Annotated in this window: 16 protein-coding genes; 13 read left to right on the top strand and 3 right to left on the bottom strand. The window is 71.3% G+C overall.

Annotation, left to right across the window (positions count from 1 at the left end; all coding sequences use genetic code 11):
* The first annotated feature begins 19 nt into the window (after positions 1-19).
* The 10 genes from ASF17_RS13190 (at position 20) to ASF17_RS13145 (ending at position 7,234) form a co-directional block, all read left to right on the top strand.
* On the top strand, positions 20-1,060 hold the full coding sequence (locus tag ASF17_RS13190) for a metal ABC transporter solute-binding protein, Zn/Mn family (RefSeq protein WP_055801262.1): 1,041 nt from the start codon (positions 20-22) through the stop codon (positions 1,058-1,060).
* Between the two features lie 74 nt (positions 1,061-1,134).
* Complete coding sequence (locus ASF17_RS13185) at positions 1,135-1,935, top strand: metal ABC transporter ATP-binding protein (protein ID WP_200913502.1); 801 nt, start codon at positions 1,135-1,137, stop codon at positions 1,933-1,935.
* On the top strand, positions 1,932-2,825 hold the full coding sequence (locus ASF17_RS13180; protein WP_055800937.1) for a metal ABC transporter permease: 894 nt from the start codon (positions 1,932-1,934) through the stop codon (positions 2,823-2,825). Before ASF17_RS13185 ends, ASF17_RS13180 begins: the two co-directional genes overlap by 4 nt.
* Positions 2,826-2,843: 18 nt before the next feature.
* On the top strand, positions 2,844-3,281 hold the full coding sequence (locus ASF17_RS13175; protein WP_055800933.1) for a Fur family transcriptional regulator: 438 nt from the start codon (positions 2,844-2,846) through the stop codon (positions 3,279-3,281).
* A gap of 240 nt (positions 3,282-3,521) precedes the next feature.
* Entirely contained in the window at positions 3,522-3,758 is a 237-nt protein-coding gene (gene rpmB / locus ASF17_RS13170; protein WP_022885355.1) for a 50S ribosomal protein L28, read from the top strand.
* Positions 3,758-3,925 carry a 50S ribosomal protein L33 gene (gene rpmG / locus ASF17_RS13165; protein ID WP_043595944.1) on the top strand — a complete coding sequence of 56 codons (168 nt, stop codon included), beginning with the start codon at positions 3,758-3,760 and terminating at the stop codon, positions 3,923-3,925. The genes rpmB and rpmG overlap by 1 nt, the downstream gene beginning before the upstream one ends.
* Positions 3,926-3,927: 2 nt before the next feature.
* On the top strand, positions 3,928-4,233 hold the full coding sequence (gene rpsN, locus ASF17_RS13160; protein ID WP_055800930.1) for a 30S ribosomal protein S14: 306 nt from the start codon (positions 3,928-3,930) through the stop codon (positions 4,231-4,233).
* Between the two features lie 98 nt (positions 4,234-4,331).
* The gene (locus ASF17_RS13155) at positions 4,332-4,619 is read left to right on the top strand and encodes an HU family DNA-binding protein (protein WP_043595940.1); all 288 of its coding nucleotides are present in this window, start codon (positions 4,332-4,334) and stop codon (positions 4,617-4,619) included.
* A gap of 186 nt (positions 4,620-4,805) precedes the next feature.
* Positions 4,806-6,788: a cytochrome c oxidase assembly protein gene (locus tag ASF17_RS13150; RefSeq protein WP_200913498.1), complete on the top strand. Its 1,983-nt coding sequence runs from the start codon at positions 4,806-4,808 to the stop codon at positions 6,786-6,788.
* Between the two features lie 119 nt (positions 6,789-6,907).
* The gene (locus tag ASF17_RS13145) at positions 6,908-7,234 is read left to right on the top strand and encodes an excalibur calcium-binding domain-containing protein (protein ID WP_055800927.1); all 327 of its coding nucleotides are present in this window, start codon (positions 6,908-6,910) and stop codon (positions 7,232-7,234) included.
* Positions 7,235-7,241: 7 nt separating this feature from the next.
* Here ASF17_RS13145 and ASF17_RS13140 read toward each other — a convergent pair whose 3' ends face one another.
* Positions 7,242-8,291: an LLM class flavin-dependent oxidoreductase gene (locus tag ASF17_RS13140; protein WP_055800922.1), complete on the bottom strand. Its 1,050-nt coding sequence runs from the start codon at positions 8,289-8,291 to the stop codon at positions 7,242-7,244.
* A gap of 124 nt (positions 8,292-8,415) precedes the next feature.
* Here ASF17_RS13140 and ASF17_RS13135 point away from each other — a divergent pair, with 124 nt between their 5' ends.
* From ASF17_RS13135 to ASF17_RS13125, 3 genes are all read left to right on the top strand, one after another.
* Positions 8,416-9,156, top strand: coding sequence for a ZIP family metal transporter (locus ASF17_RS13135; protein ID WP_055800918.1), 741 nt, complete (start codon positions 8,416-8,418; stop codon positions 9,154-9,156).
* A gap of 133 nt (positions 9,157-9,289) precedes the next feature.
* A complete protein-coding gene (locus ASF17_RS13130; RefSeq protein WP_055800915.1) occupies positions 9,290-10,498 on the top strand; it encodes an alcohol dehydrogenase catalytic domain-containing protein in 1,209 nt (402 codons plus the stop codon).
* An 85-nt stretch (positions 10,499-10,583) separates the two neighbouring features.
* A complete protein-coding gene (locus ASF17_RS13125; RefSeq protein WP_055800912.1) occupies positions 10,584-11,558 on the top strand; it encodes an NmrA family NAD(P)-binding protein in 975 nt (324 codons plus the stop codon).
* A gap of 52 nt (positions 11,559-11,610) precedes the next feature.
* Here ASF17_RS13125 and ASF17_RS13120 read toward each other — a convergent pair whose 3' ends face one another.
* A complete protein-coding gene (locus ASF17_RS13120; RefSeq protein WP_055800909.1) occupies positions 11,611-12,429 on the bottom strand; it encodes an ornithine carbamoyltransferase in 819 nt (272 codons plus the stop codon).
* 58 nt (positions 12,430-12,487) lie between these two features.
* A complete protein-coding gene (locus tag ASF17_RS13115) occupies positions 12,488-13,108 on the bottom strand; it encodes an HD domain-containing protein (protein ID WP_055800905.1) in 621 nt (206 codons plus the stop codon).
* Positions 13,109-13,188 lie beyond the last annotated feature (80 nt).

Here is a 13,188-nt window from a genome sequence, read left to right as displayed (position 1 = left end):
TAGCAATAGCGTGGCCGTCATGAGCCTCCGTCGCACCCTGCCCCTGCTCGCGCTGCCCGCCGCCGCAGCCCTCGTCCTCTCGGGCTGCTCGTCGAGCGGCGACGCGGGCGCCACGGGCGACGACACCTCAGGAGGCGCGATCTCGGTGGTCGCGTCGACGAACGTCTACGGCGACATCGCCCGGACCGTCGGCGGCGACGCGGTCGACGTCACCAGCATCATCAGCGACCCCTCGCAGGACCCGCACTCGTACGAGGCCGACGCCCGCACCCAGCTCGCGGTGTCGCGCGCCGACCTCGTGATCGAGAACGGCGGCGGGTACGACGCCTTCGTCGACACCATGATCAGCGCCAGCGACACCTCGGCGGTCGTCGTGAACGCCGTCGACGTCTCGGGGCTCGACCCCGAGGCCGAGGGCCACTCCGACGACGAGCACGCCGACGAGGCCCACTCCGACGACGAGCACGCCGACGAGGCCCACTCCGACGACGAGCACGCCGACGAGGCCGACGGCGAGCACGACCACGAGCACGGCGCCTTCAACGAGCACGTGTTCTACAGCCTGCACAGCATGGGCGCCCTCGCCGACGAGATCGCGCACGAGCTCGGCGAGCTCGACCCTGAGCAGGCCGACGTCTTCACCGCGAACGCCGCCGCGTTCGCCGACGACGTCGCCGACCTCGAGACCCAGGCGGCCGAGATCAAGACGGCCCACGACGGCGAGTCGGTCGCCTACACCGAGCCCGTGCCCGGCTACCTGTTCGACGAGATGGGTCTCGTGAACGTGACCCCCGCCTCCTTCTCCGAGGCCATCGAGGAGGGCGACGACGTGTCTCCGGCGGTGCTGAACGAGACGCTCAAGATGTTCACCGACGGCCGGGTCGACCTGCTCGCGTACAACGAGCAGACCTCCAGCCCCGAGACCGAGGCGGTCGAGAAGGCCGCCACCGACGCCGACGTCGCGATCGTGCCGGTCACGGAACTCCTCCCGGAGGGGGATGATTACATCTCGTGGCAGCAGAGCAACATCGACGCGATCAAGGCGGCACTCGACCGGTGACCCAGGGATCCCCCGACGACTCCCCCGCCGTCGCGACCCGCGCCTCCTCGGCCGGGCGCGGCGGCGACGCCGTGCTGCGCCTGCGCGACGCCGGCGTCGGCTTCGGCGGCCGCACCCTCTGGTCGGGGCTCGACCTCGACGTCGCCCCCGGCGAGTTCATCGCCGTGCTCGGACCGAACGGGGCCGGCAAGACCACGATGCTGCGGACGATCCTCGGTCAGCAGGAGCTCACGACGGGGTCGATCGAGTTCCTCGGTCAGCCCGTCGCCCGCGGCCACCGCCGCATCGGCTACGTCCCGCAGCAGCGTCTGATGGAGGCGGGAACGCCCCTGCGGACCCGCGACATGATCGCCCTCGGCGTCACCGGTCACCGGTGGGGCCTCCGCCGGGAGAGCCCGAGCGAGCGGGCCGCCATCGACGCTCTCGTCGACGAGGTCGGCGCCACGTCGTTCGCCGACGCCCCCGTCGCCTCTCTCTCGGGCGGCGAGCAGCAGCGGGCCCGCGTCGGTCAGGCCCTCGCCGCCGATCCCGCCCTGCTGCTCTGCGACGAACCCCTGATCTCGCTCGACCTGCGCCACCAGCGCGGCGTCACCGAGCTGCTCGACCGTCAGCGCCGTGCACGTGAGACGGCGGTGGTCTTCGTGACGCACGACGTCAACCCGATCCTCGACGTCGTCGACCGGGTGCTCTACCTCGCCGGCGGCTCGTTCCGCATCGGCACGCCCGACGAGGTGCTGCAGGCGTCCGTGCTCAGCGAGCTCTACGGGACGCCCGTCGACGTCATCCGCACGATGGGGCGCATCGTCATCGTCGGGAGCCACGGGCACGACGACCACCACCTCGAACCGCTCGACGACGGCGGAGGCCCGCGATGACCGACCTGTGGGCCCAGCTCTTCTCGTTCCAGGACTTCGGCGAGCTCGTCGCCCTCGTGCGGAACTCGATCATCGCCGGTGCGGTGCTCGGTCTCGTCGGCGGTCTGATCGGGCCGTTCGTGCTCACCCGCAACATGCCGTTCGCGGTGCACGGCATCAGCGAGCTCTCGTTCGCCGGCGCGTCGGCGGCTCTGCTGTTCGGCGCGAACGTCGTGGCCGGATCCGTCGTCGGCAGCGTCGTGGCCGCCCTGCTGATCGGACTGCTCGGCTCGCGGGCGCGCGAACGGAACTCGATCATCGCCGTGCTCATGCCCTTCGGCCTGGGCATCGGCATCCTCTGCCTCGCGCTGTACCAGGGCCGGTCGGCCAACCGCTTCGGCCTCCTCACGGGTCAGATCGTGGCCGTCGACAACCCGCAGCTGGGCTGGCTGATGACCATCTCGGCCGTCGTGATCGTCACGCTGCTGGTCATCTGGCGGCCCCTGACCTTCGCGAGCGTCGATCCCGACGTGGCGGCCGCCGCCGGCGTGCCGGTGCGCACGCTGAGCATCGTCTTCATGCTCGTGCTCGGCCTCGCGGTCGCCGTGTCGGTGCAGATCGTCGGCGCCCTGCTCGTGCTCTCGCTGCTCGTGACACCCGCCGCGGCCGCCCTGCGCCTGACGGTCAACCCCCGCCTCGTGCCGCTGCTGAGCATCGCCTTCGCCGTGACGTCCGTCGTCGGCGGGATCCTGCTCGCGCTCGGCGGCGGCCTGCCGATCAGCCCCTACGTCACCACCATCTCGTTCGCCATCTGGCTCGTCTGCCGCCTCATCGGGCGACGTCGCGACGCGCGGACGCTCAGGCCCCGCCGACCGGCGCGGGTAGCCTTGGCCGCGAAACAGGAGGCCTGAGATGCTCGGCGGTGCGAAATGGTAGTCCGGCGCAACACGTGGCAGCGCGAGGCCGTGCGCGAGGCGCTCGGCAGCAGCGAGGGCTTCGTCAGCGCCCAGTCGCTGCACACCCAGCTGCGCGAGGCGGGATCGCCCATCGGCCTGGCGACGGTCTACCGCGCCCTGTCCGATCTCGCCAACGACGGGTCGGCCGACTCCCTGCAGCAGGAGGGCGAGAGCCTCTACCGCGCCTGCACTCCCGGAACGCACCACCATCACCTCATCTGCCGGGTCTGCGGCACCACCGTCGAGATCGAGGCGGACGCCGTCGAGACCTGGGCGCGGCAGGTCGCCGCACAGCACGGCTTCACCGAGGCCCAGCACATCGTCGACGTCTTCGGCCTCTGCGCCGCGTGCTCGGCCGAGAAGGCCGCGGGGCGCGACCCGGCGGTCACGCGGGCTCCGTCGCGCGACTGAGCCGCGCCTCCTCGGCTGCCGCCGTCGACCCTCAGGAGGCGCGGGTTGCGTCTTCCCGGGCGTGTCGCGTACTCTTGCTCTTTGGTTGGGCGCTCTCTGCGCCCATGTGCACCGAATCCCGAGCCACACCGACCCCGCCCTGCGGAGTCACCGGGACGACGCGCGCCGACAAGTGACCTTGGGTAGAGGACTTCCGTTCGCAGAACGGGGTGCCCCTACGGTATCTACGGAGGAAAGACCATGGCAGCAACATGCCAGGTGACTGGAGCCATCCCCGGCTTCGGACACAACATCTCGCACTCGCACCGACGCACGAAGCGTCGTTTCGACCCCAACATCCAGAAGAAGACGTACTACGTGCCGTCGCTTCGTCGTAACGTGACCCTGCAGCTCAGCGCCAAGGGGATCAAGGTCATCGACGCTCGTGGCATCGAGTCGGTCGTGAAGGACCTTCTCGCTCGTGGGGAGAAGATCTAATGGCTCGTCAGCAGGACGTCCGTCCCATCATCAAGCTCCGCTCGACGGCGGGCACCGGTTTCACGTACGTGACCAAGAAGAACCGTCGTAACAACCCCGATCGCCTCGTGCTGAAGAAGTACGACCCCGTGATCCGCAAGCACGTCGAATTCCGCGAGGAGCGCTAAAAATGGCCAAGAAGAGCATGATCGCGAAGAACAACCAGCGCGCCGTCATCGTCGCCCGCTACGCCGAGAAGCGTCTCGAGCTGAAGAAGGCGCTCATCGACCCCAACGGCACCGACGAGAGCCGCGAGGCCGCTCGCAGCGGTCTGCAGAAGCTGCCCCGCGACGCGTCGCCGGTCCGCCTCCGCAACCGCGACTCGGTCGACGGACGCCCCCGTGGTCACCTCAAGGCGTACGGCATCAGCCGTGTCCGCTTCCGTGACATGGCTCACCGCGGTGAGCTTCCGGGCATCACGAAGTCTTCCTGGTAGGTTTTACGCGGTTCCACAGGGCCCTCGGGCCTGTTACCGCACGGACGCGGTGAACGCCGCGTCTCGTCTTACGAACGAAGTCCGAGGAGGACAATCACATGGCTGACAAGTCACTGAACCGCACCGAGCTCGTCGCAGCTGTCGCTTCCGAGTCCGGCCAGAGCCAGGCCGCCGTCAGCGGCGTCGTCGACGCTTTCTTCTCCGTCGTCTCGAAGTCCGTCGCCGACGGCACCAAGGTCACCATCCCCGGATGGATCGCCTTCGAGAAGACGCACCGCGCCGCTCGCACGGGCCGCAACCCCCAGACGGGTGAGGCTCTCGAGATCGCCGCGAGCGACAGCGTGAAGGTCAGCGCCGGCAGCAAGCTCAAGGCCGCCGTCAAGTAGTCCTCCGCTTCTCACGAAGCCCAGGGGGTGTCGACTTCGGTCGGCACCCCCTTTTCGCGCGCCGGGCGGCGGGTGCTGCCGGTCGCCGACCCGCACCTCCTCGGGCCCGCCCCGGCGACCGCCTCGGTCTCTCGGAGCCGAACGATCCGCGTCCGCACCCAGGACACCCGACCTAGGCTGGAACCCGTGCCGAAACTCACCCGCATCACAGGGCCCGCACTCCTCGTGCTCGTGGCGTTCGCGTCGCTGCTCGTCGCCCTGAAGCTGGGTGGGGCCGCCGATGCGCCGCTGGTCGTCGACCCGGGCGAGGTCGTCCGCTACGGGCTGCCGATCGCCAAGATGATGAACAACATCGGCGCCGCCGCCACCATCGGCACCCTGGCCCTGACCTGCTTCGCCCTGGCGCGGACCAGACCCGAGTACGACCGGGCGCTCGACATCGCCGCCGGCGCCGCGGGGTTCTGGGCGGTCGCGTCGGCCGTCACCACGTTCTTCACGTTCCTCAGCGTCGCCAACGTGGCCGTCACCTTCGATGACCAGTTCGGGCGCACGCTCGCGTTCTTCCTCACCGACACCGAGCTCGGCAACGCATGGCTCATCACGACGCTGATCGCCGCCGCCGTCACGGTGCTCTGCTTCGTCGTCCGCAACATCTGGGCGCTGATCGGCGTCACGCTGCTCGCCATGGGCGGGCTGATCCCCATCGCCCAGCAGGGTCACGCGGCCGGCTCGAGCGGGCACGACGCCGCGGTCACGAACCTCGCCCTCCACCTCGTGGGCGCCTCGGTCTGGCTCGGCGGCCTGATCGCCCTGGCGCTCCTGCGGGGCTCGTTCGACACGGGTCGCCTGGCCATCGTGCTCTCGCGCTACTCGACCCTCGCCATCGTCTGCTTCGTCGTCGTGGCCGTCTCGGGCGTCGGCAGCGCCGCCCTGCGGATCGGCAGCTGGTCGGCGCTGACGACGGGCTACGGGGTGCTCGTGCTGATCAAGACGTTCGCCCTCGTCGGGCTCGGGCTCTTCGGCGTCGTCCAGCGGCGGTTCCTGGTCGCGCGCATGACCACCCACCCGAAGGCGACCACCCGGCTGTTCTGGTGGTTCATCACGGCCGAGCTCGCGTTCATGGGCATCGCGTCCGGGGTCGCCGCCGCCCTCGGTCGCACGGCCACCCCCGTCGAGCAGGTCGCCGCCGCCGATCTGGCCGACCCCACCCCGGCCGAGATCCTCACGGAAGAGCTGCTGCCGCCCGAGCTCACGCCGATGCGCTGGATCACCGAGTGGAACCCCGACATGCTCTGGGCGCTGCTGTGCGCCTTCGGCGTCTTCTTCTACCTCGCCGCCGTGGTGCGCCTCCGCCGCCGGGGCGACCGCTGGTCGGCCGGACGCACCGTCTCGTGGATCGCCGGCATGGTCGTGCTGTTCTACATCACCTGCGGCGCACCGAACGTCTACGAGGAGTACCTGTTCAGCGCGCACATGCTGGCCCACATGGCGCTCGGCATGGTCGTTCCCGTGCTGCTCGTCCCCGGCGCCCCCGTGACGCTGGCCCTCCGCGCGATCCACAAGCGCACCGACGGCACCCGCGGCCCCCGCGAGTGGATCATGATCCTGGTGCACTCGCGCTACGCGCACGTCATCAGCAACCCGATCGTGTCGGCCGTCCTCTTCGCCGGGTCGCTCTTCGTCTTCTACTACACGTCGCTCTTCAGCTGGGCCACGACGACGCACCTCGGGCACTACTGGATGATCGTGCACTTCCTGATCGTCGGGTACCTGTTCGTGCAGTCGATGATCGGCATCGACCCCGTCAAGGGCCGCCTGCCCTACCCGATGCGCCTGCTCGTGCTGCTGGCGACGATGGCGTTCCACGCGTTCTTCGGACTCAGCATCATGACGAGCACCGGGCTGTTCCTCGCCGACTGGTACGGCGCCATGGGCCGCACCTGGGGCGCCACCCCGATGGAGGACCAGTACGCGGCCGGCGGCATCGCCTGGAGCGTGGGCGAGATCCCGACGGTGTCGCTCGCCATCGCGGTCGCCATCATGTGGAGCCGCAGCGACAGCCGCGAGGCCAAGCGGAAGGACCGCAAGGCCGACCGCGACGACGACGCCGAGCTGAAGGCGTACAACGAGCAGCTCGGGGCGCTGGCGCGGAGCGACCGAGGGCGCTGAAGCGACCGCAGCCGCCGCGCTCGGGGCGCCCGGGACGCGCACACCCGATCGGGGCTGTCCCGCGGCGATGACGTGAGGCAATCTCGACAGGTGCTGCCCGAGCACGTCGAGAGGACCCCATGCCCACCACCGCCCTCGCCCGCACCCGAGTGACGTTCGTCGCCCTCGCCGTCGCCGCCGGCCTGACCCTCGGGGGCGGACTCACCCTCGGCGGCGCGGCACCCGCCCACGCCGCCCCCAAGGCCTACGCGAACTGCACCGCGGTGCAGAAGGCGTTCTCGGGCGGGATCGCCAGACCCGGCGTGAAGGTCAACCTCGTCAAGAAGTCGAACGGCACGGTCGAGAAGCGCAAGCTCAAGGGCACGGTCAAGTTCGACAAGGCGCTCTACGACGCCAACGCGAAGATGGACCGCGACAAGGACGGCATCGCCTGCGAGAAGAGCTGACCGGGCCTCAGGCCATCAGCTCGCGGACGCGGGGCACGACCTCGGTTCCGTAGAGCTCGATGCTGCGCATCATGTGCTCGTGCGGCAGGCGGCCCATGCTGTAGCGGAGGTCGAAGCGCGACGCTCCGAGCAGCGTGAGGTTCTTCGCGATCTTCTGCGCCACCGTCTCGGGCGACCCGACGTAGAGCGCACCGGTCGGGTTCGCGCTCTGCTCGTACTGCGGGCGCGAGTAGGGCGGCCAGCCGCGCTCGCGTCCGAGCTGGTTGGTCTGCTCCTCCTGATAGGGGTAGAGGATCTCCATCGCCTCGGCGTCCGTGTCGGCGATGAAGCCGGGCGAGTGCATGGCGATGGGCTGCGAGGGCTTGCCGAACTCGGTCAGCGCGCGGCGGTACAGGTCGGCGTAGGGGGCGAACTGGGCCGGCTGCCCGCCGATGATCGCGAGGAACAGCGGCAGCCCGTAGTGGGCGGCGCGGATCACCGACTGCGGCGACCCGCCGACGCCCACCCACGTCGGGAGGGTGCCCGACTCGGGCCGCGGGTAGACCCACTGATCGCTGAGCGACCCGCGGACGCTGCCCTGCCAGGTGACCGGCTCGTCCTTCAGCAGCTCGGCGAACAGCTCGATCTTCTCCTCGAAGAGCTTCTCGTAGTCCTGCAGGTCGAGGCCGAAGAGCGGGAACGACTCGGTGAACGACCCGCGCCCGAGGATGACCTCGGCCCGGCCGTTCGACACCGCGTCGAGGGTGGCGAAGCGCTCGTAGACGCGGACGGGGTCGTCGGAGCTCAGCACGGTGACGGCCGAGCCGAGGCGGATGCGCTCGGTGCGGGCGGCGATCGCTGCCAGCACGACCTCGGGGGCCGAGACGGCGAAGTCGACGCGGTGGTGCTCGCCGACGCCGATGAAGTCGAGCCCGACGCGGTCGGCCAGGACGGCCTGGTCGATCAGGTCGCGGATCGCCTGGGCGTGGCTGATGAGGGTGCCGGCTCCGTCGGCGCCCGCGGGGCGCTCGGTGACGTCGCCGAAGGTGTCGAGGCCGAACTCGAGGGGGTGTGACATGGGGCTCCTGACCGTGCTATTCATGCGTTTGCATGAATTGTACGCCCCGAGGAGGCGCGCGTCCAGCAGGTGCGGAGCCGCACCTCCTGCGGACACGCGGCCGAGTCGGGACTAGACCGGACCCGTGCTCTCTCCTCTGCTGCTCGCGACGGCGGCCGGCCTGCTGTCGGGGCTGTCGCTCGTCGCCGGGGCGGCCGTCGCCTGGTGGGTGAAGGTCCCCCGCGAGGTGATCGCCCTGGTCATGGCCTTCGGCGCCGGCGTGCTCATCTCGGCGCTCTCGTTCGACCTCGTCGCGGAGGCGACGAGCAGCGGCGGCCTGCTGCCGACCATCGTGGGCGTGCTGGCCGGCGCCGTCGTCTACGTCGTGCTCGACCAGCTGCTCGAGCACGGCGGGTTCCGGCGGAAGCGCCACAGCCGAGGAGGCGCCGCCGGCGGGACCGGGCTCGGCATCGCACTCGGCGCGCTGCTCGACGGCGTGCCCGAGACGGCCGTGCAGGGCGTGAGCCTCACCGGCGGCGGATCGCTGAGCGTGGCGATCCTCGTGGCGGTCGTCATCTCGAACATCCCCGAGGGCATGTCGAGCACCGCCGACCTCAAGTCGTCGGGGCGCTCGGCCGGCTACGTCTTCGGCCTCTGGTCGGGCATCGCCGTCGTCTGCGCGCTCTCGGCCCTCGGCGGCTACGCGCTGCTCGGCTCCGTCGCCGAGGGCGGGCAGTCGTTCGTCATGGCGTTCGCCGCCGGCGCGATCCTCGCGATGATCTGCGACACGATGATCCCCGAGGCGTTCCGCAGGACGCAGACGCTCACCGGACTCGTGACGGTGGTCGGCTTCATCGCGAGCTACGCGGTTCACGAGCTCGGCTGAGGCTGGGCAGGCGGCCGACCCGCGCCTCCTCGGGATCGGTCCCCCGTTCTCACGGGAACGACACACGTCGGCTGCGATCCGGGCCGCCTACCGTGGCGCCTGGCACGCGAGTGCCCCGAGAGGAAGGACCACCATGAAAGCAGTCGTCTGGCACGGCATCGGAGACATCCGACTCGACGAGGTCGCCGACCCCGCGATCATCGACCCCACCGACGCGGTCGTCCGCATCACCCGCAGCGCCATCTGCGGCACCGACCTGCACTTCGTCCGCGGCACGATGGCGCCCATGACCGAGGGGACGATCCTCGGGCACGAGGCCGTCGGCGTCGTCACCGAGGTCGGCGACGACGTGCGCGGCTTCAGCCCCGGCGACCGCGTCGTCATCAACTCGACCGTCTCGTGCGGCAGCTGCCGGTACTGCCGGATGGGGCAGACGGCGCAGTGCGACGTCGCCAACCCGAACGGCCCCGACGCCGGCACGTGCTTCTTCGGCGGGCCCGCCTCGACCGGGCCGGTGAACGGCCTGCAGGCCGAGCAGGTGCGCGTGCCGTTCGCGCAGAACACGATGCACCGGCTGCCCGACACGGTCAGCGACGAGCAGGCGATCCTGCTGAGCGACATCTTCCCGACGGGCTGGTTCGGGGCGGAGCTCGCCGGGGTCACCCGCGGCGACGTCGTCGCCGTCTTCGGGGCGGGCGTCGTCGGCCAGTTCGCCATCGCGTCGGCGTTCCAGCAGGGGGCGAGCCGCGTGCTCGTCGTCGACCGCGAGCCCACCCGCCTCGCGCAGGCCCTCGCCCAGAACGCCGAGATCGTGGACTTCGACGAGGAGGACCCCGTCGAGACCATCAAGCGCCTGACGGGCGGGGTGGGCGTCGACGCCGTGATCGACGCCGTCGGCGTCGACGCGCAGCACGCCGCGCACGGGCCGGCGGCCCCCGACGACGCGACGGCCGCCGAGTTCGCGGCCGAGGTCGAGCAGGTCGCCCCCGACGCGGACCCCACGGGCGACCAGTGGGTTCCCGGGAACGCACCGACGCAGGCGCTGCGGTGGGCCGTCGAGGTCGTCGCGAAGTACGGACGCATCGGGGTCATCGGCGTCTACTCGCCGACCGTCACCTCGTTCCCGTTCGGCGAGGCGATGCTGAAGAACCTCACCATCCGCATGGGCAACTGCGACCACCACGCGGTGACGCCGCCGCTCATCGACCTCGTCGCCTCGGGCCGGTTCGACCCGACGGCGTTCATCACCGAGCACGAGGGCGTCGCATCGGCCATCGAGGCCTACGAGGCGTTCGACCGACGCGAGCCGGGCTGGCTGAAGGTCGAGCTCGTCGCGTCGTAGGGCCCCGGGCGCGGGACGTGGTGTGATGGCCGAGGAGGCGCGGGTCGACCGCGCCCCTCCACCACCCGACAGTGAGGCGCACGCCATGACCACCACCGCTCTCGTCGCCGGCGCCACCGGCGATCTCGGTCACCGGATCGTCCGCGAGCTGCTCGCCCGCGACGTCCGGGTCCGCGTGCTCACGCGTCCGGGCGGCGGCGCCGCCTCCGCGCGGTTCGGCGACGACCCGCGCGTCGACGTCGTCACCGCCGGCTACGACGACCACGAGTCTCTGACGGCGGCCGTCTCGGGGGCCGACGTCGTCGTGTCGGCCGTCAGCGGGACCCGCCAGGTGATCGTCGACGCGCAGCGAGCGCTCCTCGCGGCGACGGTCGCCGCGGGCGTGCCGCGCTTCATCCCGTCCGACTACTCGGCGGACTACCGGCGCATCACGCCCGGCACGAATCGCAACTTCGACCTGCGCCGCGAGTTCGCCGCCGAGGTCGACGCCGCACCCGTCCGGGCGACGTCGATCCTCACGGGCATGTTCGCCGAGCTCCTCACCGGCGACGCCCCGATGATCCTGTCGGGTCGCCGGCTCGTCCTCTTCTGGTCGTCGGCCGATCAGGTGCTCGACTTCACGACGAAGGACGACGTCGCGCGGGTCACGGCCCTCGCGGTGCTCGACGACGGCGCCCCGCGCGTCGTCGAGATGGCGGGCGATCACCTGTCGGCCCGCGATGTGGCGCGGATCATGACCGAGGTGACCGGCGCCTCCCACCGGGTTCAGTGGGCCGGCACCGCCGGGACGCTCTCGGTGATGAGCCGGATCGGCAGACTGCTGTCGACGGACCGCGACGCGACGTTCCCGGCCTGGCAGGGGATGCAGTACTTCGTGAGCATGTTCAGCGGCGAGGCGCAGCTGCGGCACGTCGACGACGAGCGGTACGGCGTGCTCGAGTGGACGCGCGTCCGCGACGTGCTGGCGGCGCACGTCGCCGCGACGGGCGGAGCGGGGTCGGGGTCGGGGTCGGGGTCGGGGTCGGGGTCGGGGTCGGGGTCGGGGTCGGGGTCGGCCTAGGGTCGGGCTCGCCGTCCGACCCGGGGATGCTCGGGGCGGGCTGCGACGGCCGTCACGCGAGGCAGTGCGCCATGATCGCCTGCTGCACCGGCAGGAGCGACGCCTTGAAGCCGTGGCCGACGAACGCCGGGTGGTCGATCGCGTCGGCGCCGACCTCGCGCCCGCGGACGAACGGCGGGCACGGGTTCAGACGGACGCCCTCGGGCGCCGTGTCGAGCAGCGCGGCGGTGATCCGGTACGGCGCGAGCTGCTCGGCGTGGGCGCCCGGCCCGTCGGTGAGGACGACGTCGGCGGATCGGATGGCCGTCTCGAGGTCGTCCGTCGTGCGGGCGCCGGGTGACGCGAGCCCCGTCGGGCAGCACTGCACGAGGTCGAGGTGCAGCAGCCGCGCCGCCTCGTGCCAGGCGCGTGAGATGTTGCCGTCCGCCCCGACGAACAGGAACCGGGTCGACTCGAGCCCGCCCCGCAGCCGCCGGAGCGACCAGAGGTCGGAGAGCACCTCGCACGGGTGGTTCCGATCGGTCATGGCGTTGACGATCGGGAGGGTCCCGGCGTCGGCGAGCCCCTGCACGACGGCGAGGTCGGGGTGGCGGACGACGACGATGTCGGCCCAGGCGTCGAGGTAGGCGGCGACGTCGCCGAGCGCCTCGGCCTTGTCGAGCGTCGTGTCCGGCAGCACGATCGGCTGGAGCCCCATGAGCGCCGCACCCCGTTCGAACGTCACGCGGGTGCGCAGGCTCGTCGCGGGGAAGAACATCACGGCGCAGCCCGTCGTCACGGGCCCTCGACCGTCGCGGTAGGCGTCGGCCAGGGCGAAGACCTGCTCGACGTCGGAGGGGGCCCAGTCGTCGAGCGTGATGAGAGATCGCATGCTGCCACCGTACGAGACGCCGGAGCGCGGCAGAGGCCGAGGAGGCGCGGTGCGGCCGTCAGGGGCGCGGCACCGCGTCGAGGGGGTTGGCCCGGGCCCGGGCGGGCAGCCCCGCGCGGACGGACCGACCCGCCTCCGACGCGGGCTTGCGATGAGCCTGCGCGGCGGCGAGCGTCGCGAACTCGTCACCGAAGCCGTCGCGGGGCAGCCGTTCGACGACCGCCGCGACGAAGCCGCGCTCCCAGTCGCCGGGGGCCGCCCCGCTCACGTCGAGACTCGTGGCCCGCTCGAGAAGATGACCCTCGACGTCGAGCTCGGCGGCCACGGACGGCCACATGTGGCGTTCGATGATCTCGGCGACGCGCCTCCCCCGCTCGTCGTCCCAGCCCGCTCCCGCCGCGAAGACCCGCGCGACGTCGGCACCGGCCCGCTCGAACGGCACCGTGTGGCTGTCGAACGACGGCGACAGCCCCAGGTCGTGCAGCATCGACGCCACCCAGAGCAGTTCGCGATCGACGCCCAGGCCCTCGGAGTCGCCCAGCGCGGCGGCGAAGGCGAACGACCGGAGGCTATGAGCGGCGAGGCCCGGCGAGGCGTGCGCGGAGACGACGGCGAGCGCCCGCGCGGCGACGGGCGTCGGAGGGGTGAGCAGGCGGTCGAGATCCCGGGAGTCCGTCATGGTGGGGAATCTACGAGTGGACGCATCGCGCCACCAGTGGCAGTCTGGCCACGGTTGCTCGAGAAGCTGCCAACCCCGCG

Origin of the sequence: Frigoribacterium sp. Leaf263 (genome assembly GCF_001422285.1) — a bacterium.
Lineage (GTDB): Bacteria > Actinomycetota > Actinomycetes > Actinomycetales > Microbacteriaceae > Frigoribacterium.
This window is presented reverse-complemented; position numbering and strand designations above follow the sequence as displayed.